The sequence below is a fragment of the Mucilaginibacter sediminis genome, assembly GCF_051903035.1.
In the GTDB taxonomy this organism is placed as follows: Bacteria; Bacteroidota; Bacteroidia; order Sphingobacteriales; family Sphingobacteriaceae; genus Mucilaginibacter.
The window spans coordinates 3,495,108-3,521,967 of sequence record NZ_CP170602.1; the positions used below are offsets into that span (position 1 = coordinate 3,495,108).

The following is a 26,860-nucleotide window of genomic DNA, read 5'->3' on the forward strand; positions in this document are numbered from 1 at the left end:
AAAGCCCGGCTGAATTTCTTCAACCGGGCCCTTGTATTGTATTTAATTTAACGAAATTTAATATTATTTCTCGTCTTTTACTTCTTCAAAGTCAACGTCAGTTACGGTGTCGCCATGATCTTGTGCGCCTGCGTTAGCTTCCGGCTGAGGCTGACCACCATCTGCAGCACCTTTGTACATCTCTTCAGATGCGGTTGCCCATGCAGCGTTCAGTTCAGTTTGAGCGGCTTCAATAGCATCAAAGTTTTTAGCAGCGTAAGCTTCTTTTAACTTAGCTAAACCAGCTTCGATTGGAGCTTTTTTATCAGCGCCAATTTTATCGCCATACTCTTTCAGTTGTTTTTCTGTCGAGAAGATCAGGGCATCAGCACCGTTAAGTTTTTCAACTTCTTCACGTGCTTTTTTATCGGCATCTGCGTTAGCTTCAGCTTCATCCTTCATCTTTTTGATCTCGGCGTCAGTTAAACCTGAAGAAGCTTCGATACGGATTTTTTGCTCTTTACCTGTTGCTTTATCTTTAGCAGATACATGCAATATACCGTTGGCATCAATATCAAATGTTACTTCGATTTGAGGCACACCGCGAGGTGCTGGTGGAATGCCATCCAGGTGGAAACGGCCTATAGTACGGTTACCCGCAGCCATTGGGCGCTCACCCTGTAATATGTGGATCTCAACAGATGGCTGGCTATCGCTGGCAGTTGAGAAAGTTTCAGATTTTTTAGTTGGGATAGTTGTGTTCGACTCAATTAATTTGGTCATTACACCACCCATAGTTTCTATACCTAATGAAAGCGGGGTAACATCTAACAACAACACATCCTTAACTTCACCTGTTAATACACCTCCTTGAATAGCAGCACCGATAGCTACAACTTCATCAGGGTTAACACCTTTTGATGGAGTTTTTCCAAAGAATTTCTGAACAGCTTCCTGAATAGCAGGGATACGGGTTGAACCACCTACCAGGATAACTTCGTCGATATCTGATGTGCTGTAACCGGCATTTTTCAATGCTGTTTTGCAAGGCTCAATAGTACGTTTAATCAGGCTATCTGCCAGTTGCTCAAATTTAGCACGGGTTAAAGTTTTAACCAGGTGTTTAGGCATACCATCGGCAGCGGTAATGTATGGCAAGTTAATTTCTGTTTGTGCAGAACTTGACAACTCAATTTTAGCTTTTTCGGCCGATTCTTTTAAACGTTGCAAAGCCATTGGATCTTTACGCAGATCGATACCTTCGTCGCTTTTAAACTCGTCAGCTAACCAGTCAATAATTACCTGGTCAAAGTCGTCACCACCTAAGTGCGTATCACCATCGGTTGATTTTACTTCAAATACACCATCACCTAATTCAAGGATTGATACGTCATGCGTACCACCACCGCAGTCAAATACCGCAATTTTCATATCCTTGTGTGCTTTATCAAAGCCATAAGCTAAGGCAGCAGCAGTAGGTTCGTTAATAATACGGCGAACTTTTAAACCTGCAATTTCACCGGCTTCTTTAGTTGCCTGGCGTTGTGCATCGTTAAAGTAAGCAGGTACAGTAATAACGGCTTCAGTAACTTCAGTTCCTAAAAAGTCTTCGGCAGTTTTCTTCATTTTTTGAAGAATCATGGCCGAAATCTCTTGTGGAGTGTATTTACGGTCGCCAATTTCAACACGTGGGGTGTTGTTATCACCTTTAACCACTTTGTAAGGTACGCGTGCAGCCTCGCTGGTAACTTCGTTAAACTGGTTACCCATAAAGCGTTTGATAGACGAAATGGTTTTTGTAGGGTTAGTGATTGCCTGACGTTTAGCCGGATCACCAACTTTACGCTCGCCGTTATCAATAAAAGCTACAACGGATGGCGTAGTACGTTTTCCCTCGCTATTTGCTATAACTACAGGTTCGTTACCTTCCATTACAGACACGCAGGAGTTGGTTGTTCCTAAGTCGATTCCAATTATTTTAGACATATGATTGTTTTTTCTTGATTTTATTAATTTACTACAACTCCTATTTATCAACGTTTGTGCCAAACCCGTTTGGCAGGGCATATGGTCAGGATGACAATTATTGCGTCAGAAAAGTCATAAACTGTGGTGACAGGTTGGCAGAAATCGCTTCGTTGGAGGTGAAAGGAGAAAGGTAAAAGGCGAAAGGTGGTAAGTGAATAACATTTGAGTGTATAAACAATCCCTCATCATTCAACCAACAATGGCGTTGCCTACGGCCGGGTCATCCGCTCATACGCACACACGGCCTTAGGCTCGGGGCCGGTATCCGCTACTACCCCTAACGCAAATTCTGCGTCGCCAACAACGTTTCCATTATTAGTTATTTACAAACTAAATTCCCATCTTTATCCCAACAAACAAGACGCCTCTGTTACTCACAAATCAAATCAGGCTAATCACTACGCCTGGAATTGTATAACAAAAGCTTTGCCCGCAAAGCTTAACCTTCACTTTAAAAAAGAGAACCGGTTTACTATTGTTATTTAATTCCTAAACAAATCAAATGTTTTATTTAGAATCTGAACGGTTAACACTGATACCGTTAACACATCAGCAACTTTTATTGCTACGCCAGGACCGCACGCTGATGGAAATTTCCATGGGACTGACACCGTCCTTTATGCTCGTTGATCCATTTTATTATGCCGAAATCATTGATGCATTGGACAACTTCTGGCTGCCCAATACCCTCGCCTATCCCGACAAATACCTATGGTATACCGATTGGGAACTGGTGCTTAAAAGCACAAACACATCCGTCGGTGGCATGGGCTTTGCGGGCTATCCAAACGAAAACGGCGAAGCAGAAATAGGCTACATGATTGATGCCAACCAGCACAACAAGGGCTTCGCTACAGAGGCCATACAGGCGATGATTAAATGGGCATTTACGCATCCGTTTGTAAAAGCCATTATTGTGCATACTTATGCCGATAACCTGCCATCGCGCAGGCTAATGGACAAGTGTGGCCTTGAGCAGATGGAGGAGATAGAAGGATTGCTGACATACAAACTCACCAAACCGCCATCTGGTTTATAAATCCGTCATCCACGCATTCCAATTATCATGTCAAAAAAAACGCCCTGCTCAAATGAACAGGGCGTTTTTATATCTAAAAAAAAGAATAATTATTCTCCTTTTTCTTCAGTTTCCGGAGCGTCGGCTGCAGGCGCTTCAGCAACTGGTGCTTCTTTAGCTTCTTCAACAACTACTGCTTCTTCAGCTGCAACTGGTGCTGCTGTTTTAGCTTTTGCTGAACCACCACGACGACGTGTTGATTTTTTAGCAGTTGCGGCAGTATCAACACCGTAAACAGTGTTATAATCTACTAACTCGATGATCGCCATTTCGGCGTTGTCACCTAAACGGTTTTCTAACTTGATGATACGGGTGTAACCACCTGGGCGGTTAGCAATCTTCTCAGCAATCTCGCGGAAAAGGATAGTTGTAGCATCTTTATCTTGCAGGTAGCTAAACACTGTACGACGAGAGTGAGTAGTATCGCTTTTTGATTTAGTTAAAAGTGGTTCGATATAACCGCGCAAAACTTTTGCTTTAGCTAATGTTGTAGTAATACGCTTGTGTAGGATAAGCGAAGTTGCCATGTTTGACAGCATCGCCTTGCGATGGCTGGTAGTACGGCCTAAGTGATTGTTTTTGTTTCCGTGTCTCATTGTTTTAAATTATTTCACGTGCATACCGTCCGGCGATTTACTCAAGCCTTCGGAATTATGCCTTCGCTATTTAATAGTATTGAGTTTTAAGTGATGAGTAGTGAGTTTAAAACCCTAAAAAACCAACTACCCTATAAATGACTTGAGTCCCGAGTGACAGAGATAAACTCAACACTCAGAACTCAAGATTTAACGACTTATTCTTCGTCTAACTTAAATTTAGACAGGTTCATACCAAAAGATAAACCTTTTGATTTAACCAGGTCCTGGATTTCAGTCAGTGATTTTTTACCAAAGTTCCTGAACTTTAACATATCAGCAACATCGTACGATACTAAATCGGCCAGGCTGCGGATATCTGCAGCTTTAAGGCAATTTAATGCACGTACAGAAAGGTCAAGATCAACCAATTCAGTTTTAAGAATCTTGCGCATGTGCAAAATTTCCTCGTCAACTTCTTTAGTTTCTTCTTTAGCCTGCGCTTCTAACATCATGTTTTCATCGCTGAACAACATAAAGTGCTGGATAAGGATCTTTGCAGCTTCCTTCAAAGCATCTTCAGGATGAACAGAACCATCGGTAGCAATATCTAATACTAATTTTTCATAGTCGGTTTTTTGCTCAACACGATAGTTTTCGATGGTATATTTAACGTTCTTTATCGGCGTATAGATAGAATCGATAGCGATAACGCCAACATTTGCATCAGGGTTTTTGTTTTCTTCACTCGGCACGTAACCACGGCCTTTACCAACAGTAAGCTCAATTTCAAGCGTTACTGATGAGTCCATGTTACATAAAACCAGATCAGGGTTTAATACTGTAAAGTTGTTGGAGAATTTAGTAATGTCTCCGGCTTTAAAAGCATCCTGGCCATTTATAATAACAAATATTTTCTCGCTGTCGCCAGATTCACCAGTCTTTTTAAAACGAACCTGTTTAAGGTTCAAGATGATCTCGGTTACGTCTTCAACAACACCTTTGATGGTTGAAAACTCATGCGTTACTCCCGAAAAACGTACTGAAGTAATTGCATAACCTTCGAGTGATGAAAGTAAGATACGACGCAGAGCATTACCAATGGTTACACCAAAACCTGGTTCTAACGGACGAAATTCAAACGTACCATCAAAATCATTTGCTTTTTGCATGATAACCTTGTCTGGTTTTTGAAATGCTAAAATTGCCATTTATATCCTTTATTTATTGTTTACTAATTGAAATGATTTTAACCACGAAAATGATTGACAGAATATGCCAACCATCCCATGGATAATTATTTTTATTATTTTGAATACAACTCGACGATTAGGTTCTCCTTAATGTTTTCAGGAATTTCATCGCGGTTAGGATAGTTAAGGAATTTACCTGTTAAGGTATTTGCATCCCACTCCAACCAGCTGTATTTGTTGATTCTTCTGCCTGCTACTGATGTAGTAATAGCTTCTAATGATTTAGATTTTTCACGTACAGAGATAACGTCACCAGCTTTTAATGCATATGATGCGATGTTTACAACAGCACCGTTAACATTAATGTGTTTGTGGTTAACCAACTGACGGGCGCCTGAACGTGTAGGTGATATACCCAAACGATAAACAGCGTTATCTAAACGGGCTTCTAAGAATTTCAGCAAGTTTTCACCTGTGATACCTTCTTTAGCCGAAGCGCGGTGAAACAAGTTTTCGAACTGACGCTCTAATACACCATAAGTGTATTTAACTTTTTGTTTCTCCATTAACTGAGTTGAATACTCAGATTGTTTTCCACGACGTTTTGAAGCGCCATGCATTCCCGGTGGATAGTTTTTACGTTCTAACGCTTTATCCGGACCGAAGATCGGCTCACGGAAACGACGTGCAATTTTGGACTTAGGTCCTGTATATCTGGCCATTTTGTGTATTTTTAAAGTATCTTACAGCCTGTAGCTGTAGAATCTTAGCTTTAAAATCTGTTAATTAAACTCTTCTTCTTTTTGACGGACGGCAACCATTGTGTGGAAGCGGTGTAATGTCTTTTATAGTGGTAACTTCGATACCTGCAGTTTGCAAAGTACGGATAGCCGACTCACGACCAGCACCAGGGCCTTTTACAAACACCTCTACTTTACGCAAACCAAAGTCATAAGCAACTTTACCGCAATCGGCAGCAGCCTGACCGGCAGCATAAGGAGTGTTCTTTTTTGAACCTTTGAAACCCATTTTACCTGCAGATGACCATGAAATAGCCTGTCCGGTTTTGTTGGTAAGGGTAATGATGATGTTGTTAAAAGTAGCATTGATGTGTGCTTCGCCAACAGGCTCAACAATCACAATGCGCTTTTTGGTAACTTTTTTACTTTTAGCCATTTTTTTAATTATTGAATTAATGAATTACTGGGTTATAGAATAACCCTGACCCACTAATCGTGATTATAATTTTTATTCCTGGTAAGCTTAAAGTATATAACTACCCGCCGCTAACCAATCGTTATTTACTACTTAGTAGCTTTCTTTTTGTTAGCAACTGTTTTACGTTTTCCTTTACGGGTACGTGAGTTGTTTTTAGTACGCTGACCACGTAATGGTAAACCTTTACGGTGACGTGTACCACGGTAGCAACCAATGTCCATCAAACGTTTAATGTTCAATTGCACTTCTGAACGAAGTGAACCTTCCACTTTAATCTGATCGTTGATGATTCCACGGATTGAGGCTAACTGCTCATCGGTCCAGTCCTGTACTTTTGTATTAAAATCGATACCTGCCTCAGTCAAAATCTTTTGAGCTGTTGAGCGGCCTATACCGAAAATGTAAGTAAGTCCGATTTCTCCTCTTTTATTCTTTGGTAAATCAATACCTGATATCCTTGCCATATTCTTTATTTAGTGATTTAGTGATTTAGTGATTGTGCGAGATGATTTTTAATTCAATAACTCACTAATTCACTAATTCAAAATTAATTGTTCTTAGCCCTGGCGTTGTTTGTACTTAGGATTCTTCTTGTTAATAACGTAAAGTTTCCCGTTACGGCGAATGATCTTACAATCTGCGCTGCGTTTTTTAATGGATGCTCTAACTTTCATCTCTTTTTTATTTATATCTATAGGTTATTCTACCCTTACTCAAATCGTACGGACTCATTTCTAATTTTACTCTGTCGCCAGGTAAAATTTTGATATAGTGCATACGCATCTTGCCCGAAATATGGGCTATAATCTCATGACCGTTCTCCAGCTCAACCCTGAACATTGCATTTGACAATGCCTCTCTAATTGTACCGTCCTGTTCGATCGAAGATTGTTTAGCCATATTTTGTTGATTTTTACTTAATTATCCGCCCTAAAACCGGGATGCAAAATTAATAAAAATTATTTAATTATTATTCTTTTCTTTTAAAACATTATCAACATACTCAAACGTTGATAAAATGTCAGGTTTTCCTTTACCTATAGCAACAGTATGCTCATAATGAGCAGATGCTTTCTTATCTACAGTTGATACAGTCCATCCATCATCCCAAAACTTAACACCGGCGCGGCCGGCGTTTATCATCGGTTCAATGGCAATCACCATCCCCTCTTCAAGCTTAATACCCGATCCACGTTTACCGTAATTAGGCACCTCGGGCTTTTCGTGAAGTTTAACCCCCACACCATGCCCTACCAGCTCTTTAACAACTCCAAAGCCATTTTTCTCGGCGTGTTCCTGTATCGCGTAGCCTATATCACCTATCCGCATGCCTGCAACAGCTTTAGCAACTCCAAGGTCCAAACACTCACGGGTTACCCGCATGAGTTTTTTTACTGTGTCGCTTACTTCGCCAATAGCAAAAGTATAAGCCGAGTCGCCTACAAAACCGTTTAATATAGCACCGCAATCAACAGAAACTAAATCACCTTCTACCAGTACATGTTTTCCGGGGAAACCATGAACTACCTGGTCATTTAATGATATGCAGAGGGAGTAGGGAAACCCGCCGTAGTTTAAAAAAGCGGGGATACCGCCGTTATCACGTATAAAGGTTTCAGCAAGTCTGTCGAGTTCGATAGTAGTAACACCCGGGCCTATTACTTTAGCAACCTCTGCATGTGTTCTGGACACCAGCAGCGCGCTTTCCCGGATCAACTCTATTTCCTCGGCAGACTTGTAAATTATTTTTGACATTCCTTATTAGATCGCTGTCGGACTTGTTCCGGCAGCAGCAGGCATTGCTGTACGTCCTTTAATCCGTCCGGTTTTCATTAAACCATCGTAATGGCGCATCAACAGGTGACTTTCTATTTGTTGCAAGGTATCCAACACAACACCTACCAGGATAATTAACGATGTGCCGCCAAAAAATCTTGCGAAGATTGGAGATACACCAACCAAACTGGCAATTGCCGGTATAATTGCTATCATAGCCAGGAAAATAGACCCTGGTAAGGTAATTTTTGATATTACACCATCTATATAATCGGCAGTTGATTTACCTGGTTTAACACCCGGAATAAACCCGCCGTTCTTCTTCATATCGTCAGCCATCTGGTTAGGGTTAACCGTAATAGCAGTATAGAAGTAAGTAAACAGGATGATCAACACGCCAAACAGCGTATTATGCTGCCATGAATTATAATTTGATAACGCAATTAGTATACCGTTTGATGAAATGCTTGGCATGAACTGTTGTACAGTTTGCGGTATAAACATTAATGCCTGCGCAAATATAATAGGCATTACACCGGCAGCATTTACCTTTAACGGTATATACTGGCGCACGCCACCATATTGTTTATTGCCCACTATACGCTTAGCATACTGCACCGCAATTTTACGGGTACCCTGTACAATAAGGATAGTAAACATTACAACACCAATTAAACCCACAATTTCAACAATGAATGTAATTAAACCGCCTGTACCACTGGTACGCGAGTTAAATTCTGTTAAAAATGCGCCGGGCAACTGGGCAATGATACCCACCATGATGATAAGCGATATACCGTTACCAATACCTTTGTCTGTAATTTTTTCGCCCAGCCACATTACAAATAATGTACCTGCCGTTAAAACAAACATGTTAAGAACAGTAAAGAATGGGTTACTGATCATCATCGCATCAGCAGAGATCTGCGATTTTAAATAACCTATAGCCTGCAGGGCAGTTATACCTATGGTTAGGTAACGTGTCCACTGGTTTAGCTTATTACGGCCGCTTTCGCCCTCTTTTTGCAATTTGGTAAAATAAGGTACCGCGATGCCTAATAATTGCACCACAATTGAAGCCGAGATATAAGGCATTACACCCAATGCAAAAATAGACGAATGTGAAAACGCCCCTCCTGCAAACATATTCAGCAATCCTACTAATCCTTCTGCTTTCTGGTTAGCTACTAATGCAGGATTAACCCCTGGCAAAACAACGAAAGTACCAACGCGATATATTGCAAGAAATAAGAGTGTGTTTATAATACGCACTCTTAAATCTTCGATTTTCCAGATATTGGATAATGTGGTGAAAAATTTCTTCATCCTAAAATTATAGCTTAACTATGGTACCACCAGCTGCTTCAATAGCTTTTTGAGCTGTAGCAGTAAATGCATGTGCCTTAACTTCTAATTTGGCAGTTAATTCGCCACGGCCCAGAATTTTAACCAGGTCGTTACGTGATACCAAACCATGTAATTTCAAAGTATCAAAATCAACAACATCAAGTGTGTATTTTGTTACTAATTCTTGCAATACATCAAGGTTTACACCAGTATACTCTACGCGGTTAGGGTTTTTAAAACCAACCTTAGGCACACGGCGTTGTAAAGGCATCTGACCGCCTTCAAAACCTACCTTGCTGCTTGTACCTGAACGTGAACCGGCGCCTTTGTGGCCACGGGTTGACGTACCGCCACGGCCAGAACCTGTACCACGGCCAATTCTTTTCCTATTTTTAGTAGAACCTTCTGCAGGTTTTAAATTACTTAAATTCATGATATTAAATATTTTCTACCGCTACCAGGTGGTTAACTTTTCTAACCATACCAATTATAGCTGCAGTTGCCTCAACTTCCACACTGTGGTTAATTTTACGCAAGCCTAATGCTTCGATAGTCTTTTTTTGGCGCTCACTTCTGTCGATCACGCTCTTAATCTGTGTTATTTTGATTTTGGCCATGACTGATTATCCGTTAAATACTTTACCTAAACTAACGCCACGTTGCTGTGCTACGGTATGGGCATCACGTAATTGTGATAACGCAGATACAGTTGCTTTAACCACGTTGTGCGGATTTGATGAACCTTTTGATTTAGCTAACACGTTGTGGATACCTGCAGACTCTAACACTGCACGCATTGCACCACCCGCGATAACACCGGTACCGTTTGCTGCTGGTTTCAGGAAAACAAAACCACCGCTGAATTTGCCAATTTGCTCGTGAGGGATTGTGTTGTTGATAATAGGAACTTTAACTAAGTTCTTTTTAGCATCATCAATACCTTTTGCAATGGCTTCGGTAACCTCTTTTGCTTTGCCTAATCCGTAACCTACAACACCGTTTTCGTCGCCTACTACCACAATGGCAGAAAAGCTGAAAGTACGGCCACCTTTGGTTACTTTGGCAACACGCTGTATGCTTACCAAGCGGTCTTTTAATTCGATCTCGCTTGTTTTTACTCTTTTTATGTTGATTGTTGACATTTCTCTGTTCGATTAAAAGTTTAAACCACCTTCACGTGCACCTTCGGCCAGTGACTTAACACGACCATGGTACAAATAACCGTTCCTGTCGAAAACCACATCTTTAATACCTGCTGCGATAGCTTTCTGAGCTACCAGTTTGCCTACGGCTACTGATTGATCAGATTTTGTGCCATCAGCGGTAAAATCTTTTGACAAAGATGATGCTGATACGATAGTTTTACCGGTTAAATCGTCAATGATCTGCGCGTAAATACCTTTATTGCTCCTGTATACTGACAGGCGAGGACGCTCTGTTGATCCTGAAAGGCGTTTTCTGATACCTTTTTTAATCCTGTCTCTTCTTGATAATTTAGCTCCCATGACGATTATTTTTTAGATGCTGATTTACCTGCTTTTCTTCTCAATATCTCGCCTACAAACTTAATACCTTTACCTTTGTAAGGCTCTGGAGTACGTAACGAACGTATTTTTGCAGCTACCTGGCCAATTAACTGTTTGTCAATTGATTCAAGTATGATAGTTGGGTTTTTACCCTTATCAGCAGTGGTTGTAACTTTAATTTCTGTTGGCAATTCAAATACATAGTGGTGAGAGTAACCCAACACTAAATCTAATGTATTACCGGTATTGGTAGCACGGTAACCTACACCAACCAATTCCTGTTGGATTTTGTAACCTTCGGTTACGCCTACTACCATGTTGTTGATAAGCGCACGGTATAAACCATGTAATGCTTTGTGACGTTTTTGATCAGACGGGCGTTGAACCAGTAACTGACCATCTTCCTGTGCAATGGTGATATCGCTATCAACCGCTTGCTGCAATTGACCTTTAGGGCCTTTTACTGTAACAACATTATCTGCTGATACGGTAACAGTTACTCCTGCTGGCATTGCTATCGGTGCTTTTCCTACTCTTGACATTGCTTAATTTCTCCTATTAATAAACGTAGCATAAAACTTCGCCACCTACATTTTGCTGACGGGCCTCTTTATCAGACATTACGCCTTTAGAAGTTGACAGGATGGCGATACCTAAACCATTTAATACTCTTGGCATTTTTTCCATGCCTGCGTATTTCCTCAAACCTGGTTTACTGATGCGCGTAATGCTACGGATAGCAGAAATTTTAGTTATCGGGTGGTACTTTAAAGCAACTTTGATGCTGCCTTGCGGACCATTTTCCTCAAACTTGTAATTGGCAATGTAACCTTTGTCGAAAAGCACCTTAGTGATTTCCTTCTTCAGATTTGATGCAGGAATTTCAACAACCCTATGGTTGGCTTTAATAGCATTCCTTACTCTTGTAAGATAATCTGCGATTGGATCTGTATTCATTTTATTGGGTTATGATGGTGGTTTCCTTCCCGTAACATCCGGGGCGACCTTCCATCGGTTAATTCTTTTTTATAGTATCAAGTAGTTAGTATCAAGTATCAAGATTTTGTCTTGTTTTCTGATGCTAACTACCTCTACTCTTCAATACCGTTCGCAAGGTATGTCTTGCTACTTGATACTATATACTTGCTACTGAAATTACCAGCTTGCTTTCTTTACTCCCGGGATTTTGCCATCAAGAGCCATTTCACGGAATGTTACGCGTGAAATACCAAACTGACGCATATAACCACGTGGGCGGCCGGTTAATTTACAACGGTTGTGTAATTTTACCGGAGATGATGCCTTAGGTAATTTATCTAAACCAACGTAATCGCCGGCTTCTTTAAGGGCTGCTCTTTTCTCTGCGTATTTAGCAACCAATTTAGCGCGCTTTACTTCACGAGCTTTTACACCTTCTTTAGCCATTGCTATTTTGATTTTTAAATGGTAATCCAAATTGTTTCAACAACTCCAATGCTTCAACATCGTTTGTTGCGGAGGTTACAAAGGTAATATCCATACCTTGGATTTTATTGATTTTGTCAATATTTATCTCAGGGAATATAATTTGCTCTGTAATACCTAAAGTATAGTTACCTCTGCCGTCAAAACCTTTGTCGTTGATGCCTTTAAAGTCACGGATACGTGGCAGGGCAACAGCGATTAAACGATCTAAAAACTCATACATTGTGTTGTCACGCAAGGTAACACGTACGCCAACCGGCATATTTTTACGCAATTTAAAGTTCGAGATATCTTTTTTAGATTTTGAAGATACTGCCTGCTGGCCAGTGATGGTTGTTAACTCGGTGATGGTGTTCTCGATCAGTTTTTTATCGGTAGTAGCACCGCCAACACCCTGGTTAATGGCAATTTTTTCCAGTTTAGGAACCTGCATTACGCTTTTGTACTGAAATTTATCTTTCAGTGCGGTACGAATTTCGTCCTTGTATTTTGTTTTTAATCTTGGTACGTAAGTCATTACTTAATTTCCTCCCCTGATTTTTTTGCTACCCTTACTAATTTGCCGGCATCGTTCAATTTACGGCCAACACGGGTTGTATTACCTGATTTAGGGTCAACCAGCGCAAGGTTTGAAATATGTATAGCAGCTTCTTGTTTAACAATTCCGCCGTTAGGGTTAGCAGCATTAGGTTTGGTATGTTTTGATACCATATTGGCACCTTCAACAACAGCCCTGTTTTTTGCTATTATCACCTCAACTACTTTACCTTGCGATCCTTTTGAATCGCCGGCTATAACTTTTACCAGGTCGCCTTTGCGAATTTTCAGTTTGCCTGGTGTTGCAACTTTTTTCTTTTCCATGATTACAATACCTCCGGTGCTAATGATACAATTTTCATAAATTGTTTCTCACGCAGTTCTCTTGCAACAGGGCCAAAGATACGTGTGCCTCTTGGCTCATCCTGGTTATTTAACAAAACAGCTGCGTTATCGTCGAAACGGATGTATGAACCATCTTTTCTGCGGATCTCTTTTTTGGTGCGTACTACTACGGCTTTTGATACAGTACCTTTTTTCACGTTACCTGAAGGTAAAGCGCTTTTTACGGTTACTACTATCTTATCGCCTATAGATGCATACCTTTTGCCGGTACCACCTAACACGCGGATCACTAAAACTTCTTTAGCGCCACTGTTATCGGCTACGTTTAATCTTGATTCCTGTTGTACCATCTTATTTAGCCCTTTCTAAAATTTGAACTAATCTCCAGTTTTTGCTCTTGCTCAGCGGGCGGGTTTCCATAATCAATACGGTATCGCCAATGCCACAAGTGTTGGTCTCATCATGAGCCATAAATTTTGTGGTTTTTTTCACGAATTTACCGTAGATAGGGTGTTTCACTTTACGCTCAACAGCCACTACAATAGATTTTTCCATCTTATTGCTAACCACCAGGCCGGTACGTGTTTTTCTTAAATTTCTTTCCATTTTTCTGAATGCTTAAAAAATTAATTCTTTTCAGAAGCCGACGCCGCTTTGCGTTTTGTTAATTCAGTATTTAACTGAGCAATTCCCTTGCGTACCTTTGTTATACGGGATGGATTCTCGATAGCCGATACTGCGTGAGCAAATTTCAATTTGGTAAGGGTTGACCTTTCCTCGCCGATTTTTGCTACCAGTTCTTCTGTAGATAGTCCCAAAATTTCTGAGTTCTTCATCTTCTTGTGTTATTTGTTGTAATAGTAGAAAGTTTCAACGTTGTATTGTTTTGGTTTGATGGTTGAAAGTTCGGCATCTAACTTTACAACTTGTGAAAACTTTACAACTTTTCAACTCTTCCAATTTATGCTTCTACGTAATCCCTACGTACAATAAATCTTGTTTGTACCGGAAGTTTTTGTGCTGCAAGGCGCAAAGCCTCTTTAGCAACTTCCATAGGCACACCTTCGGCCTCAAAAATGATCCTTCCGGGGCGTACTACCGCTACCCAGTACTCAGGAGCACCTTTACCTTTACCCATACGTACCTCTGCTGGTTTCTTGGTTACAGGCTTGTCAGGGAAAATCCTGATCCACACCTGGCCTTCACGTTTCATAAAACGTGTTACAGCAATACGTGCAGCCTCGATCTGGCGGCTGGTAATCCATGCCGCTTCGAGTGATTTTACACCGAAAGATCCGAATGAAAGTTCAGCACCACGAGTGGCTAAACCTTTCATCCTGCCTTTTTGCATCTTTCTGAACTTCGTTCTTTTTGGCTGTAGCATTTTCTTAAGCTTTTATATCGTTACGATATTTGTCTTTCTATTTTATAATTATCTCTTTCCTGGGCCACCTGGACGGTTACCGCCACCTTGACCACCTGGACGGCTGCCACCTTGACCACCCGGACGGCTACCGCCACCACGAGGACCACCTTGACCACCTGCTCCAGGACCGCCTCTGCGATCGCCGCCACCTGGTTTCCTGTCATTTCTGCGTTCGCCACCACGTTCGCCACCGCGAGCGTTATCACGACCACCGAATGCCGGTGCACCATCTGGCCTGCCACCTTTACCGCTTGCGCTGCTTGCACCACCTATGTTTGGCGATAAATCGCGTTTGCCGTAAACTTCGCCTTTACAGATCCATACTTTAACACCTATTTTACCATAAGTAGTTAATGCTTCTGCTAATGCGTAGTCAATATCAGCACGGAAAGTGTGCAAAGGAATTCTTCCTTCTTTATATTGTTCGCTACGTGCCATCTCGGCGCCACCTAAACGGCCTGATGTCATGATCTTAATACCTTCGGCACCCATTCTCATGGTTGAAGCTATAGTAGTTTTCATGGCACGGCGGAAAGAGATACGTGCTTCTAATTGTTTTGCAATACCTTCTGCCACTAATTGTGCATCAAGCTCGGGGCGTTTGATTTCAAAGATGTTGATCTGAACTTCCTTTTTGGTAAGTTTTTTCAACTCTTCTTTAATCTTATCAACTTCGGCACCGCCTTTACCAATCACAATACCCGGACGGGCAGTGTGTATAGTTACAGTGATGCGTTTTAATGTGCGTTCGATAACCACTTTTGATACACCACCTTTAGCGATACGTGCTGAAAGGTATTTGCGGATTTTTTCGTCTTCAACTAATTTGTCGGCATAATGATTGCCACCGAACCAATTAGAATCCCAACCTCTGATGATTCCTAATCTGTTACCTATTGGATGTGCTTTCTGTCCCATTTCAAATTAATTGTTTTCGTTTTTACTATCCACAACCAGTGTTACATGGTTTGAGCGTTTACGGATACGGTATCCCCTTCCTTGCGGAGCAGGGCGTAACCTTTTTAGCTGACGGCCACCGCCTACCGAGATTTCTTTAATAAACAAGCCATGATCTTCGGCTTTTTTACCTTCGTTTTTTGCTTCCCAGTTAGTAATTGCCGATACTAATAATTTCTCTACACGGATGGCAGCTTCTTTATTAGTAAACTTTAAGATACTTAAAGCTGAAAATACATTTTTACCACGAACCAGGTCAACTACCAAACGCATCTTGCGTGGTGAAGTTGGGCAGTCCTGTAACTTGGCAACTGCAGGGCCGCCAACGATGGCTTTAGCCGCTTTTTTTTGCTGCTCTACTCGTACAGACTTTTTAATTTTTGTTGTTGCTTCCATTGCCTGTTATTTTTTCTTCTCTGCGTGACCGCGGAATGTACGGGTTGGAGCAAATTCTCCCAACTTGTGACCAACCATGTTTTCTGTTACATACACCGGGATAAACTTGTTACCATTGTGTACTGCGAATGTGTGACCAACGAAATCAGGAGAGATCATGGAACGACGTGACCATGTTTTTACAACTGATTTTTTGCTTGATTCATTCAAGGTCAGAACTTTTCTTTCCAGGTTATGATCAATATAAGGTCCTTTTTTAATTGAACGTGCCATTATTTTTTCCTTCTTTCAATGATATAACGATCCGACCCTTTTTTCTTATCACGAGTTTTGTAGCCTTTAGCTAACAAACCTTTACGTGAACGTGGATGACCACCTGAGGCTCTACCCTCACCACCACCCATAGGGTGATCTACCGGGTTCATGGCAACACCACGAACACGCGGCCTGCGGCCTAACCAACGTTTGCGGCCTGCTTTACCTAACACCGCGTTTGCTCTTTCGCCATTTGAAACGGTACCGATAGTTGCCAAACAAGTTGACAATATCATACGGGTTTCGCCTGAAGGCAATTTGATGATGGCATATTTACCATCGCGCGCCGAAAGCTGGGCATAAGTACCGGCACTGCGGGCAATTACACCACCCTGGCCTGGGTTTAACTCAATGTTGTGGATGATAGAACCTAACGGGATGTTCTTCAAAGGCATGGTGTTACCAACCTCTGGAGTAGCTGTCTCGCCGGCTACAACTACCGTTCCAACTGTTAAGCCTTCCGGAGCTATCATGTATCGTTTTTCACCATCAACAAAATGTAACAGTGCTATACGTGCCGAACGGTTAGGATCGTACTCGATAGTTGCAACTTTTGCAGGGATGTCAAATTTATTACGTTTGAAATCAATCAACCTGTATGCTTGCTTATGACCACCACCTAAGTAGCGCATAGTCATTTTACCGGTGTTGTTACGTCCGCCCGATCTTGTGTTGGATGATACAACCAACGACTTTTCAGGAACGTTTGTTGTAATATCTGAGTTAGATACGTCAACTCTGAAACGGGTACCGGGGGTAACCGGTTTAAATCTCTTTACTGCCATCTCTATAATTATATATTGCTGTAAAAATCAATTGTTTGACCGTCATTCAAAGTAATGATCGCTTTTTTATACGTAGCAGCACGGCCAGATACGGCGCCTGCCTTAGTATTGCGAGTTTTAAGTTTGCCGACGTATTTCATAGTGTTTACCGCCTTAACGTTAACACCGTACATTGCCTCAATGGCGCCTTTAATCTGAATTTTGTTTGCTCTGTGATCAACTTTGAAAGCATAACGGTTAAGTTTCTCGGTTAATTGAGTTACTTTTTCAGTAAGTAGGGGTTTCTTTAAAATTTCCATAATTACTTAGCTAATGCTTCCTCCAAAGTTTTTACAGCGCCTGTAGTTAATAACAGTTTACCAGCGTTTAACACATCATAAGTGTTTAGCTGCTCAACCGAAATTACTTTCGTTTTCTTCAGGTTTCTGCTTGATAAATACACATTGTTATTTTCGGCGCCTGCTACTACTAATAATGTTTTGTCATTAGTAACATTCAGGTCGGCCTCCATTTTAATGTAGTTTTTAGTTTTGATGCTATCAAAATTAAAATCTTCCAATACTAAAATGTTGTTATCTTTTGCTTTGTATGATAAAGCCGATTTACGGGCCAGTGATTTTAACTTCTTGTTTAATTTGAAGCTGTAATCGCGTGGTTGCGGACCGAAAACGCGACCACCACCATTAAATAATGGAGATTTAACGCTACCTGCACGGGCACCACCTGTACCTTTTTGTTTATATAATTTGCGGGTTGAACCTGCAATTTCGTTACGCTGTTTTGATTTGTGTGTACCCTGACGTTGGTTAGCTAAAAATTGCTTAACATCAAGATAAATCGCGTGATCGTTTGGCTCAATACCGAATACCGACTCAGGAAGCTGCACCTTGGCACCTGTTTCTTTACCTGATACGTTTAATACGTTTACTTCCATCTTATTTATCCACTATTACGAATGAACCCTTAGCTCCGGGGATGGAACCTTTAACAACCAACAGGTTTTGCTCAGCGTAAACCTTAATCACTTGTAAGTTCTGTGTTTTAACACGAACGTTACCGGTTTGACCTGCCATGCGCATGCCTTTAAATACACGCGATGGCCATGATGACGCACCTAAGGAACCTGGCGCACGTAAACGATTGTGCTGACCGTGAGTTTGCATACCCACACCACCAAAACCGTGACGTTTTACCACACCCTGAAATCCTTTACCTTTTGAAGTACCAACCACATCAACAAAATCTCCCGCGGCAAAAATATCAACGGTAACAGTGTCACCTAATGATTTTTCATCCTCGAAAGTTTTGAATTCAACAAGCTTACGCTTTGGAGTTGTACCGGCTTTTTGGAAGTGTCCTTTTAACGGACCGGAGGTGTTTTTTTCCTTTTTGTCGCCATATGCCAGCTGTACAGCTGCATATCCGTCTGTATCAACAGACTTAACTTGTGTTACCACGCAAGGGCCAGCTTCGATTACGGTGCAAGGAATATTCTTCCCTGTTTCGTCGAAAATGCTGGTCATTCCTACTTTTTTACCAATAATTCCTGACATTTCTTTAATTTATTTGTGTCCATCGAAGCAGTAGGGCTTCGTTCAAGACATATTATTCCCCCCGAAAGGGACGGCAAAGATAGAAACTTTACAGTAATAATCAAATAGTTAGTGAGTTATTTTTTTATAAATTTTATGTAGTTGTTTTAACGGAAGGTTTCGGGGTATTTAGTTGGGGGTTAAGCGATTTAATTGGAGTGTTACTTCCATCTCCGAAACACCAATGCAGGGCGCAGGAAAATGACCGTTTAACGGTCGGCGTAAATTTGCCTGAGCCTGATTTTTTTATTAGGGAATTACTCCCCCAGCGGGGGAAAAGCTTTGTAGTAAAAAACCCGGGATGGAGCTCCGTGCCAGAGGTACGTCACCTAAGGTTCCGTACCTCTGGCACGCAAAAACGTTAATCCATTTATGCTACAAAGCTTTTGCTCCTCTGGAGCATCCTGTCAATTGCTTAACTTAAAGTAATTTCCCCATTGGCAAAATAAGTTCTGTTGCTAAGCCCATTTTCTTTCCCTATATTCATCCATCTAACAATTAAGCAGTTAAACACGATGAAACAATTTGCTCAAACGCTTTCTATCATCTTTATCACCACCCTATTATTTGCCTGCAAGCAAAAAACCACAGAAAAAACAACCGTAGTACATGACCGCATGGGCAAAGCCTCCCGCGAAGACAAAAACGGATGGATTTACGTGCACCTGGCGGGTTCGCCTGCCGATATTGGCTATCAGCATGGTTACCTCCTCTCAAAAGAGATTGACACCTTAATAAAGGTGATGCAATATTACCTGCCTAATACCAGCAAAAAAGACTGGGCATTTTACCGTAAGGCATCAGCCCGGTTTATGTGGAATAAGATTGGCAAAGAATACCAGGACGAGATTCGTGGTATTACCGAAGGCCTACAGGCCAAAGGGATGAAATACGATACCCTGGATATCACCGCGCTTAACGCAAATATCGAGCTTGCCCAATATTATGTGCCGGGCCTGATGAATAAAGTAAAACCCGGTAGCGGCGATAACAAAGCGCCCGGTAATTGCAGTGCCTTTATAGCTACAGGAAAATATACCAAAGATGGCAAAATAGTAATAGGCCATAATAACTGGACAGATTATATTGTGGGCGAACGCTGGAATGTGATTGCCGATATCGTACCCGAAAAAGGCAACCATATATTAATGGATACAGCGCCAGGCTTTATCCATAGCGGCGATGATTTTGTAGAAACCAGCAGCGGCATTGTAATAACCGAAACTACCATCACCGGTTTTAAAGGTTTTGATACCACCCGTACTCCCGAGTTTGTACGCGCCCGCAAAGCGGCCCAGTATAGTAATAGCATTGATGACGTAATAAAAATAATGACTACCGACAATAATGGCGGCTATGCCAACGACTGGCTTATTGGCGATACCAAAACAAACGAAGTGGCCAAACTGGAGCTGGGCCTTAAAACCATGAAAGTATGGCGATCAAAAGATACCGCCATGATAGGCTCAAACTTCCCTGCCGACCCGAACCTGATTAAACAGGAAACCACTTTTAACGTAAACGATAAAACCAATTCGCCAAACGCACGTAAGCTGAGGATGGAAAAACTGGTTTGCGTGAATTACAAAGGCAAACTGGATGCTGCAAACGGTAAAACAATTGAAGGCGATACCTTTGATGCGCTTAACAATAAAACCGCGCTAAACCGTTGCGTTATTGATGGCCATATTGATAAAGACCCTAAAGGCTGCCCCGAGTGGAGCGAAGGCCCCTACTACCCCATGGGCGCCGTACAAGGCAAAGTTGCCACTGCCGATATGGTTAGCAAACTCCAGCTATGGGCACATATGGGCCACCCAAGCGGCGATGATTTCCTGGCAGCACCATTCCTGAAGCAACATCCCGAATATAACTACCAGGCCAAATATTTGCGCGATATGAAAGCCTATCCGTGGACGTTGTTTGCGGCACAATAAAATCAGAATTTGTAGAATTCAAAATGACTGAAAACAAAAAAGCCTTGCAGGTTTGAAACTTTGCAAGGCCTTTTTGTTTTAAATATGGTAATGGTACCGGCATTGCAAAATATGCAATCTGCCATCTTTAATTTTATAAATCAAACGGTGTTCGTCGGTTATCCTGCGGCTCCAGCAGCCAGCAAAGTTTCCTTTTAGCGGCTCAGGTTTTCCTATTCCCTTAAATGGCGAACGCAAGCATTCTTTAATAAGAGCGTTAATTCGCTCCAGCACCTTTTTATCGGCTTGCTGCCAATGCAAGTAATCGTCCCAGCCTTGGGTTTGCCAAACCAATTCCAAGTTAATCCTCTATTAATTTGTGCTGATAAAAGGCTCCGCTATCCATTTCGTCAATAGCATCCTGTAAACGTTTCCTGTTAGCTTCACTTTTAACAATATGTAATGTTTCGGTTATGGCATTGTATTCATCCAAACCAATAACCACAACGTTTTTCCCTTTGCTGCGCGATACAATAACAACCTCGGCATCGTCATTCACTTTATCCAAATTCCGGGCAAGGTTTTTCCGAAACTCTGTATAATTTAAAACCTCCATAGTTTAAGTACTTAATTAAGTACAAATTTAAGTGTTTTAAATTGAATTTACCAACCATTTATGTTACCGCAATAACATAATGAGTTAAATTACTAATAAATAGTACTATGTTATAAATAGTACTATACAATATCATATATTTGTTCGTATCAAATCGAATGAATATGAAAAAGCTTTTTGTAACCTTGCTGTTTTGCGCCGGTTTAGCTAACGTTGGCGCTTTTAACCGGGTATTTGCCCAGGAAAAGTCTGCAAACCCAATAGCAAATACCTACCAGGAAACCCCGGCTAAGATCAATGACATGGTACATACCAAACTGGCTGTAAGTTTTGATTATAAAAAACGCTACCTATACGGTAAAGAGTGGCTTACGCTAAAACCTCACTTTTACCCAACCGATACATTAAGGCTGGATGCCAAGGGGATGGATTTGAAGAATATTTCGGTTGCAAAAAATGGCAAAAACTATCCTCTTAAATTTAGTTACGACAGCCTTACCGTTGCCATTAAATTAGATAGGGTTTACCATAACAACGAAAGCTACACGCTATTCATAGACTACACCGCTAAACCAAACGAGTTAAAAACCTCGCGTAAACACGGGAAAGGCCTGTACTTTATTAACCCCGATGGAACAGAAAAAAATAAGCCAACCCAAGTATGGACAGAAGGCGAGCCGGAAAGCTCATCGGTCTGGTTCCCTACCATTGATAAACCCAATCAAAAAACAACCAGCGAAATAGCCATGACCGTTCCTGCAAAATATGTCACCCTATCAAATGGCAGGCTTGCATCACAAAAAATCAACGCCGACAAAACCCGCACCGATACCTGGAAAATGGAACTGCCCAATGCACCTTACCTGTTTATGATGGCCGTGGGCGATTTCGCGATTTACAAAGACAGTTGGCACGGCAAAGAGGTAAGCTACTATGTTGAGCCTAAGTATGCGCCTTACGCAAAAGATATTTTTGGCTTTACGCCGGATGCCATGAGCTTTTTTTCGAAAATTACCGGGGTGGATTATCCCTGGAATAAATACGCGCAAATTACCGTGCGCGACTATGTAAGCGGAGCCATGGAAAACACAACGGCAATGGTGACCGGCGAAGGCGCCCAGGCCACCAAACGCGAACTGGTTGACCGGATTCATAACGATTTTGGCAGCATCCACGAACTGTTTCACCAATGGTTTGGCGATTATGTAACTACCGAAAGCTGGAGCAACCTCACCCTCAATGAATCATTTGCCGACCTGGGCGAAATACTTTGGGCCGAACACCGCTACGGACAGGATGCTGCCGACGAACATATCCAGGAGGGTTTACAGGGCTACCTGGGCAGCACGCAAAATGCCACAAAAAACCTGGTGCGTTTTTATTACAACGATAGCCAGGATGTATTTGATGGCGTTACCTACCAAAAAGGTGGCCGTATACTGAATATGCTGCGCCATTATTTGGGGAACGATGCTTTTTACAAGGGACTGAACATTTACCTGACAACAAATGCATTTAAAAGTGCAGAAGCCCAACAACTTCGCCTGGCTATGGAGGAGGCCAGCGGACTTGATTTGAACTGTTTTTTTAACCAATGGTATTACGGCGCCGGGCACCCCGAACTAAACATTAGCTATAGTTGGGATGAAACCAGTAAAAAACAAAGCATATACCTGCAACAAACCCAAAGCGGGCAAATTTTCACATTTCCGTTTGCGGTAGATATTTACGTAGCTGGCAAAAAAGAACGTCACCAGGTTTGGATGCGCAGTAAGGCAGATACCTTAACTTTCACCCTACCGTTAAAACCCGACCTGGTAAACGTTGATGGCGACAAGCTGTTGCTTGCCAAAAAAACCGATCATAAAACACTGGAAGAGTATGCATTTCAATACCAACAGGCTCCTTTATATCTTGATCGTTACGAGGCTATTGAAGCGGCAACATCGTCGCAAAAAACACCGTTAGGCCAAAAGATATTACTTGGTGCTTTAAAAGACAAATACTTTGGTTTACGCCTTAAAGCCCTGCGGGCTTTAAACATGGACAACGATACCATCCGCACTGCGGCGTACCCATTGATTGCTGACATTGCCCAAAAAGACGACAACCCGTTGGCACAGGCACAAGCCATTGTGCTTTTGGGGAAATATAGAAAACCCACCGACCTTGAACTATTAAAGCAAGCGTTAAAAAGCCAGTCGTACACCGTACAGGGTGCCGCTTTGTGGGCGATAAACCAGATAAACCCCACCGAGGCTATGACGTTGGCACCACTGTATGAAAAAGATAATGAAGGAGATTTAACCAACGCCCTGTTCACCGTTTATACAGCAAATGCCGGGGACGACAAATGGGACTATATATTCACGTTTTATATGAGTCGTTTCCAGGAATCACGGTATAAGCTTACCGACAAATTTGCTGCTTACATAGGCAGGATAAAAAGCCAGGAACATGCACTGCAGGGGATTACCGAGATAAAAAAACTGGGCGTTGAATTTAAAAAGTACGTTGGCCCTCAAATTATAGCTGTATTAACCAAGTTAAAAACACAAAGGGCTGGGTTAAACGATACAGCATCGGCAAGCGCAATTGATGATGCAATCGCCGAAATTAATAAGGCAAAGTAATTGGTTATACTCTGTTTTAGATACTTTTAAGTTAATAGTACTAAGTCTTGAGTCAAAAGTTAAATTCCTTGTCTTTTTTGGCTTAGAACCTGAGACTAAGTACTTGTGACTCTATTTTGTAGGGTCATTTATAACTCCCGTAAACAATACCAGTCCGGTTTTCATTTCGCGAATAGCAAAAATAAAGGGGTGATCTAATTTAAAGTTGTAAGGCAAAACAGCAGTAGGGCCAATAGTTACCGAAGTTACGGCAGCAGCAGTTGTGCCTTCTTCATCTACTTCAATATAAGCTTTATGTTTTACTTCGGTAATGGTGAGGCCACCGCCAGCATTTATCCGGGTAAAATCGGCAAGGTCGCTAAATGCATTGGCCATACCCAGCGTTGATAAAACATCCTTTAGCTCCTTATCATAACTAAACTTAAATTTGGGCATGCTTACATCAACATAACTTCCGGACAAACCAGTCATCAGGCTTTGCCATTTGGCAGAATCGAGGCCGGCTGCATATTCCTGTACCGACTGAGAAGTTGGTGTTACTATTACCATACTAAATTTCTTATTGTTATAAGGTAATTCCAACACCCGGGCATCGTTAACAATATTGGTATTTAAAGGCACATCAGTTTGATTCATGAAATCGGCCTGCACAGTGCTGCCTGAAGGCAGGTAAAAAACACTTTTCTGGGTTTTAGCCGCATCAAATTTGTTTGCCCAGCTACCTTTGAAATAAATGGCGTTGATAAGGTACATTATTGCACCATCCGTCGATTTATCTATAATCTTAGCTATCTTACCGTCGGTGGCGTTACTTACCCAATTATTGATAATATCTTTTGTGCCTGCATTCTTAAAATCGACAGACTCTATCCTGGCGTTGTAATTAGCAGAATTTGTTTGCAAAAATGCAGGCACCGGGGTAAAGTTATTGGCATACCAAATGGAGTTGGCAAATTTCAATGTGGTTTTTGAGTCGAGTTGCGGCAGCTCGGTTATCATTTTGTGGTAATAACTATTTACTTGGTCTTCCGTAAAATTGTTAAAATCCATCGTGTTGCGGATATCATGCAGGGTTTGACCAGCTGCGCCGCTACTGGTCATACCTATGGCCATGCTCACGCTTAACGGAGATATAAAAAGGTTATCATTGCCGTTAATATTTAAAGCAGCCTTAAATAATTTAAGGGTAAAAGCATTATCCGCAGCAACCTTTTGCTGCTCTGTAGCGGTCAATACAAGGTCTTTACCGTTGTCGGGTTTGCTGTCAATTTTCTTACAGCCGGTAATTACAACGAGTGATAAGCTTAGGATGGTAAGTGTTTTACGGATCATAATGATAGGTTTATATCTACATTACGATAAACTATCCCCTAAACGTTACACCTGCTTTATTTTTTTGGCGATTGAATGATGGCTACCTCCATATCGTATAATTCCTTATCGCGGGTTGCCTTGTTTAAAAATGCCGGGGCCAGGTGGGTAATTGCGTAACTTTTAAAGATCTTTAGTGGCTTTACATTAAACCCTTTCTTAACATACTCTTTCAACAAGCCTGCATCGGCATACAGTATTGCCTGATTAGGGAGGTTAACCATATTTTCCGGGTTGGTTTCTTTAAAAGAAGCGTCCAGGTAAAAGTTGAAATCATCATGAAACTGGCCGGCAGCTACATATACGGGCAGTTTGTCCGGGTTATTATGGTTGATGTAGATAGCCGCCTCGCTGCCGCCCTGGTAAAGCAGTAAGGCAGGGTAAAAGCACAGGTTTAAAAATAGGTTTACAATAAATGATGCCAGTGCTGTTTTAAAAATGGTTTGCTGCATGCCTGTGGAAATGCGGCCGGGCAAAAACAATAGTAACAGCACAAACATCAAAATAATAGCCCCAGTTAGCCAGTTAAAGGCCGATGGCCTAAAAAAGTAGCCTAAAGCGCTTATAATAATCAGCATGATTGTTATAACCACCGTTTGGGTGACTTGTACAGCCTTAGTGTTTTTAGGTGATGCGAGGCCATAAAGATATTGGGCGGTAATGATGGCAAAAAAAGGGAATACAATATTCAGGTAATGCGGTAGCTGGAATTGTGATGCCGAAAATAGTAAAAACGTAAGTAAAGCCCCACAGATACAATACCACTCGTGTGCCTGCACATTTTTTGCCCCTTTTTTGATGAACTGGAATACAGCTACAAACAGCAAGAGCGACCAGGGCAAAAAGGCCCAAAGCGTTGTATGAATAAAAAACGATGGATCGCCACTTCCTTTAATCGGCCCGGTATTAAAAAACCTACCAAACTGGCTATCCCAAAAAAAGAACTTAACTCCCGATACACCGGTATGGCCAAATACAACCTTTTCGGGATGCAGGTCAAACTGTTGGTACAGGCACCATATCTCGGGCAAAATAAAAATAAGCACGAGCACTATCGCCAACAACCATCGCCAGTGAAACAGCTGTTTCCATTGCCGGGTAATAAGCAGATGCCCAACAATAGCGCCACCAATGGTGATTAGGGCAAACATCCCTTTTGTCATCACCGCGCAGGCTGTAAACAAACAGGCCAGCAGCAGGTGCCAGATGCTATTGCCGCTTTGTGCCTTATAAAAATGATATACAGATGCAATAATGAGCCCGGTTAAATAAGCTTCGGCCCGTACATCGGTATTGGATAGGATGATATGCTGCGCGGTAAGTAATATCGGCACCGCCCACAACGCAATCTGTTTATTGTATAATGCTTTTGCCAAATAGTAGGTATAAACTGCTCCCATCATCATAAACAATATGGCAGGTAACTTATAGGCCCATGTTTTAAAACCAAAACATTTAAAAAAAAGAGCAATTATCCAAAACGGAAAATGCGGCTTATCCAGCCAGTCGGTACCCCAGGCATACAGGTCAGCGTAATCATTACGTAGCACCATATTTTTGGCGATGGTTGCATAAAGGCTTGGGTCGGGGCCCATGATAGTGGTAAACAGCCCGGTAAAATTCATAGCAACTGCTGTACCTATAAACAGGTAAAGCCATTTTGTTTGGGTTGTGCTATTGCCGGGGGTCATTGATGACGTAAAGGTAAAGAAAAAGGCAATTGTACCATGCCAGGCGTTTATGTTGAGCCAAAACATAACAATTTATTAACTCAGCGGTTTTTTCTT

General features: G+C 41.7%; 37 protein-coding genes. 3 read left to right on the top strand and 34 right to left on the bottom strand.

The window, feature by feature from the left end:
- Positions 1-63: 63 nt before the first annotated feature.
- Complete coding sequence (gene dnaK / locus ACFGVS_RS14080; protein ID WP_090643479.1) at positions 64-1,965, bottom strand: molecular chaperone DnaK; 1,902 nt, start codon at positions 1,963-1,965, stop codon at positions 64-66.
- 544 nt (positions 1,966-2,509) lie between these two features.
- On the opposite strand from dnaK, the gene ACFGVS_RS14085 reads away from it, so the two are divergent.
- Positions 2,510-3,046, top strand: coding sequence for a GNAT family N-acetyltransferase (locus ACFGVS_RS14085; protein ID WP_274211877.1), 537 nt, complete (start codon positions 2,510-2,512; stop codon positions 3,044-3,046).
- A gap of 89 nt (positions 3,047-3,135) precedes the next feature.
- On the opposite strand, the gene rplQ is transcribed toward ACFGVS_RS14085, so the two are convergent.
- The 29 genes from rplQ to rplC form a co-directional block, all read right to left on the bottom strand.
- The gene (gene rplQ / locus ACFGVS_RS14090; protein ID WP_090643470.1) at positions 3,136-3,681 is read right to left on the bottom strand and encodes a 50S ribosomal protein L17; all 546 of its coding nucleotides are present in this window, start codon (positions 3,679-3,681) and stop codon (positions 3,136-3,138) included.
- A 197-nt stretch (positions 3,682-3,878) separates the two neighbouring features.
- Positions 3,879-4,871: a DNA-directed RNA polymerase subunit alpha gene (locus ACFGVS_RS14095; protein ID WP_090643464.1), complete on the bottom strand. Its 993-nt coding sequence runs from the start codon at positions 4,869-4,871 to the stop codon at positions 3,879-3,881.
- Between the two features lie 95 nt (positions 4,872-4,966).
- Complete coding sequence (rpsD, locus tag ACFGVS_RS14100; protein ID WP_090643461.1) at positions 4,967-5,575, bottom strand: 30S ribosomal protein S4; 609 nt, start codon at positions 5,573-5,575, stop codon at positions 4,967-4,969.
- A gap of 64 nt (positions 5,576-5,639) precedes the next feature.
- Positions 5,640-6,029 carry a 30S ribosomal protein S11 gene (gene rpsK, locus ACFGVS_RS14105; RefSeq protein ID WP_090643458.1) on the bottom strand — a complete coding sequence of 130 codons (390 nt, stop codon included), beginning with the start codon at positions 6,027-6,029 and terminating at the stop codon, positions 5,640-5,642.
- 128 nt (positions 6,030-6,157) lie between these two features.
- Positions 6,158-6,535, bottom strand: a complete 378-nt coding sequence (gene rpsM, locus ACFGVS_RS14110; RefSeq protein WP_090643454.1) for a 30S ribosomal protein S13 — start codon at positions 6,533-6,535, stop codon at positions 6,158-6,160.
- A 93-nt stretch (positions 6,536-6,628) separates the two neighbouring features.
- Positions 6,629-6,745 (bottom strand): 50S ribosomal protein L36, encoded by a 117-nt coding sequence (rpmJ, locus tag ACFGVS_RS14115; protein ID WP_074487407.1) that lies wholly within the window; start codon positions 6,743-6,745, stop codon positions 6,629-6,631.
- A gap of 7 nt (positions 6,746-6,752) precedes the next feature.
- Complete coding sequence (gene infA, locus ACFGVS_RS14120; RefSeq protein ID WP_090643449.1) at positions 6,753-6,971, bottom strand: translation initiation factor IF-1; 219 nt, start codon at positions 6,969-6,971, stop codon at positions 6,753-6,755.
- Positions 6,972-7,034: 63 nt separating this feature from the next.
- Positions 7,035-7,826 (bottom strand): type I methionyl aminopeptidase, encoded by a 792-nt coding sequence (map, locus tag ACFGVS_RS14125; RefSeq protein WP_090643445.1) that lies wholly within the window; start codon positions 7,824-7,826, stop codon positions 7,035-7,037.
- A 6-nt stretch (positions 7,827-7,832) separates the two neighbouring features.
- The gene (gene secY / locus ACFGVS_RS14130) at positions 7,833-9,173 is read right to left on the bottom strand and encodes a preprotein translocase subunit SecY (protein ID WP_090643441.1); all 1,341 of its coding nucleotides are present in this window, start codon (positions 9,171-9,173) and stop codon (positions 7,833-7,835) included.
- Between the two features lie 7 nt (positions 9,174-9,180).
- Positions 9,181-9,627, bottom strand: a complete 447-nt coding sequence (gene rplO / locus ACFGVS_RS14135; protein WP_090643436.1) for a 50S ribosomal protein L15 — start codon at positions 9,625-9,627, stop codon at positions 9,181-9,183.
- Positions 9,628-9,631: 4 nt separating this feature from the next.
- Complete coding sequence (gene rpmD / locus ACFGVS_RS14140) at positions 9,632-9,811, bottom strand: 50S ribosomal protein L30 (RefSeq protein WP_090643431.1); 180 nt, start codon at positions 9,809-9,811, stop codon at positions 9,632-9,634.
- 6 nt (positions 9,812-9,817) lie between these two features.
- Positions 9,818-10,336 carry a 30S ribosomal protein S5 gene (gene rpsE, locus ACFGVS_RS14145; RefSeq protein ID WP_090643427.1) on the bottom strand — a complete coding sequence of 173 codons (519 nt, stop codon included), beginning with the start codon at positions 10,334-10,336 and terminating at the stop codon, positions 9,818-9,820.
- 12 nt (positions 10,337-10,348) lie between these two features.
- Positions 10,349-10,699 carry a 50S ribosomal protein L18 gene (rplR, locus tag ACFGVS_RS14150; protein ID WP_090643423.1) on the bottom strand — a complete coding sequence of 117 codons (351 nt, stop codon included), beginning with the start codon at positions 10,697-10,699 and terminating at the stop codon, positions 10,349-10,351.
- A gap of 5 nt (positions 10,700-10,704) precedes the next feature.
- On the bottom strand, positions 10,705-11,262 hold the full coding sequence (gene rplF / locus ACFGVS_RS14155) for a 50S ribosomal protein L6 (protein ID WP_090643419.1): 558 nt from the start codon (positions 11,260-11,262) through the stop codon (positions 10,705-10,707).
- Between the two features lie 16 nt (positions 11,263-11,278).
- Positions 11,279-11,677, bottom strand: a complete 399-nt coding sequence (gene rpsH / locus ACFGVS_RS14160; RefSeq protein WP_090643415.1) for a 30S ribosomal protein S8 — start codon at positions 11,675-11,677, stop codon at positions 11,279-11,281.
- 198 nt (positions 11,678-11,875) lie between these two features.
- The gene (gene rpsN / locus ACFGVS_RS14165) at positions 11,876-12,145 is read right to left on the bottom strand and encodes a 30S ribosomal protein S14 (RefSeq protein WP_090643411.1); all 270 of its coding nucleotides are present in this window, start codon (positions 12,143-12,145) and stop codon (positions 11,876-11,878) included.
- On the bottom strand, positions 12,138-12,701 hold the full coding sequence (gene rplE / locus ACFGVS_RS14170; protein ID WP_090643407.1) for a 50S ribosomal protein L5: 564 nt from the start codon (positions 12,699-12,701) through the stop codon (positions 12,138-12,140). The genes rpsN and rplE overlap by 8 nt, the downstream gene beginning before the upstream one ends.
- On the bottom strand, positions 12,701-13,045 hold the full coding sequence (rplX, locus tag ACFGVS_RS14175; protein ID WP_147052923.1) for a 50S ribosomal protein L24: 345 nt from the start codon (positions 13,043-13,045) through the stop codon (positions 12,701-12,703). Before rplX ends, rplE begins: the two co-directional genes overlap by 1 nt.
- Before the next feature lie 2 nt (positions 13,046-13,047).
- A complete protein-coding gene (rplN, locus tag ACFGVS_RS14180) occupies positions 13,048-13,416 on the bottom strand; it encodes a 50S ribosomal protein L14 (protein ID WP_073405786.1) in 369 nt (122 codons plus the stop codon).
- Between the two features lies 1 nt (position 13,417).
- Positions 13,418-13,672, bottom strand: a complete 255-nt coding sequence (gene rpsQ, locus ACFGVS_RS14185) for a 30S ribosomal protein S17 (RefSeq protein ID WP_008506277.1) — start codon at positions 13,670-13,672, stop codon at positions 13,418-13,420.
- Positions 13,673-13,692: 20 nt separating this feature from the next.
- Positions 13,693-13,902 (bottom strand): 50S ribosomal protein L29, encoded by a 210-nt coding sequence (gene rpmC, locus ACFGVS_RS14190; protein ID WP_090643399.1) that lies wholly within the window; start codon positions 13,900-13,902, stop codon positions 13,693-13,695.
- Positions 13,903-14,027: 125 nt separating this feature from the next.
- Positions 14,028-14,450, bottom strand: a complete 423-nt coding sequence (gene rplP / locus ACFGVS_RS14195) for a 50S ribosomal protein L16 (RefSeq protein WP_090643396.1) — start codon at positions 14,448-14,450, stop codon at positions 14,028-14,030.
- Between the two features lie 48 nt (positions 14,451-14,498).
- Positions 14,499-15,410, bottom strand: a complete 912-nt coding sequence (rpsC, locus tag ACFGVS_RS14200; RefSeq protein ID WP_090643390.1) for a 30S ribosomal protein S3 — start codon at positions 15,408-15,410, stop codon at positions 14,499-14,501.
- A gap of 6 nt (positions 15,411-15,416) precedes the next feature.
- Positions 15,417-15,845, bottom strand: a complete 429-nt coding sequence (gene rplV / locus ACFGVS_RS14205) for a 50S ribosomal protein L22 (RefSeq protein WP_337993755.1) — start codon at positions 15,843-15,845, stop codon at positions 15,417-15,419.
- 6 nt (positions 15,846-15,851) lie between these two features.
- Complete coding sequence (rpsS, locus tag ACFGVS_RS14210) at positions 15,852-16,118, bottom strand: 30S ribosomal protein S19 (protein WP_076377419.1); 267 nt, start codon at positions 16,116-16,118, stop codon at positions 15,852-15,854.
- Positions 16,118-16,945, bottom strand: a complete 828-nt coding sequence (gene rplB / locus ACFGVS_RS14215; protein ID WP_090643381.1) for a 50S ribosomal protein L2 — start codon at positions 16,943-16,945, stop codon at positions 16,118-16,120. Before rplB ends, rpsS begins: the two co-directional genes overlap by 1 nt.
- A gap of 8 nt (positions 16,946-16,953) precedes the next feature.
- Positions 16,954-17,244 carry a 50S ribosomal protein L23 gene (rplW, locus tag ACFGVS_RS14220; RefSeq protein WP_090643376.1) on the bottom strand — a complete coding sequence of 97 codons (291 nt, stop codon included), beginning with the start codon at positions 17,242-17,244 and terminating at the stop codon, positions 16,954-16,956.
- A gap of 2 nt (positions 17,245-17,246) precedes the next feature.
- Complete coding sequence (gene rplD, locus ACFGVS_RS14225) at positions 17,247-17,879, bottom strand: 50S ribosomal protein L4 (RefSeq protein ID WP_090643371.1); 633 nt, start codon at positions 17,877-17,879, stop codon at positions 17,247-17,249.
- 1 nt (position 17,880) lies between these two features.
- On the bottom strand, positions 17,881-18,498 hold the full coding sequence (gene rplC, locus ACFGVS_RS14230; protein WP_090643368.1) for a 50S ribosomal protein L3: 618 nt from the start codon (positions 18,496-18,498) through the stop codon (positions 17,881-17,883).
- 554 nt (positions 18,499-19,052) lie between these two features.
- Between rplC and ACFGVS_RS14235 the strand changes: the two genes are divergently transcribed.
- Complete coding sequence (locus ACFGVS_RS14235) at positions 19,053-20,474, top strand: C45 family autoproteolytic acyltransferase/hydolase (RefSeq protein ID WP_439699104.1); 1,422 nt, start codon at positions 19,053-19,055, stop codon at positions 20,472-20,474.
- Positions 20,475-20,552: 78 nt separating this feature from the next.
- Here ACFGVS_RS14235 and ACFGVS_RS14240 read toward each other — a convergent pair whose 3' ends face one another.
- Complete coding sequence (locus ACFGVS_RS14240) at positions 20,553-20,813, bottom strand: Txe/YoeB family addiction module toxin (RefSeq protein ID WP_439699105.1); 261 nt, start codon at positions 20,811-20,813, stop codon at positions 20,553-20,555.
- 1 nt (position 20,814) lies between these two features.
- A complete protein-coding gene (locus ACFGVS_RS14245; RefSeq protein ID WP_274211874.1) occupies positions 20,815-21,069 on the bottom strand; it encodes a type II toxin-antitoxin system Phd/YefM family antitoxin in 255 nt (84 codons plus the stop codon).
- A 164-nt stretch (positions 21,070-21,233) separates the two neighbouring features.
- On the opposite strand from ACFGVS_RS14245, the gene ACFGVS_RS14250 reads away from it, so the two are divergent.
- A complete protein-coding gene (locus ACFGVS_RS14250; RefSeq protein WP_439699106.1) occupies positions 21,234-23,702 on the top strand; it encodes a M1 family aminopeptidase in 2,469 nt (822 codons plus the stop codon).
- Positions 23,703-23,813: 111 nt separating this feature from the next.
- Here ACFGVS_RS14250 and ACFGVS_RS14255 read toward each other — a convergent pair whose 3' ends face one another.
- Complete coding sequence (locus ACFGVS_RS14255; RefSeq protein ID WP_439699107.1) at positions 23,814-25,034, bottom strand: serpin family protein; 1,221 nt, start codon at positions 25,032-25,034, stop codon at positions 23,814-23,816.
- Positions 25,035-25,090: 56 nt separating this feature from the next.
- On the bottom strand, positions 25,091-26,830 hold the full coding sequence (locus ACFGVS_RS14260) for an ArnT family glycosyltransferase (protein ID WP_439699108.1): 1,740 nt from the start codon (positions 26,828-26,830) through the stop codon (positions 25,091-25,093).
- Positions 26,831-26,860 lie beyond the last annotated feature (30 nt).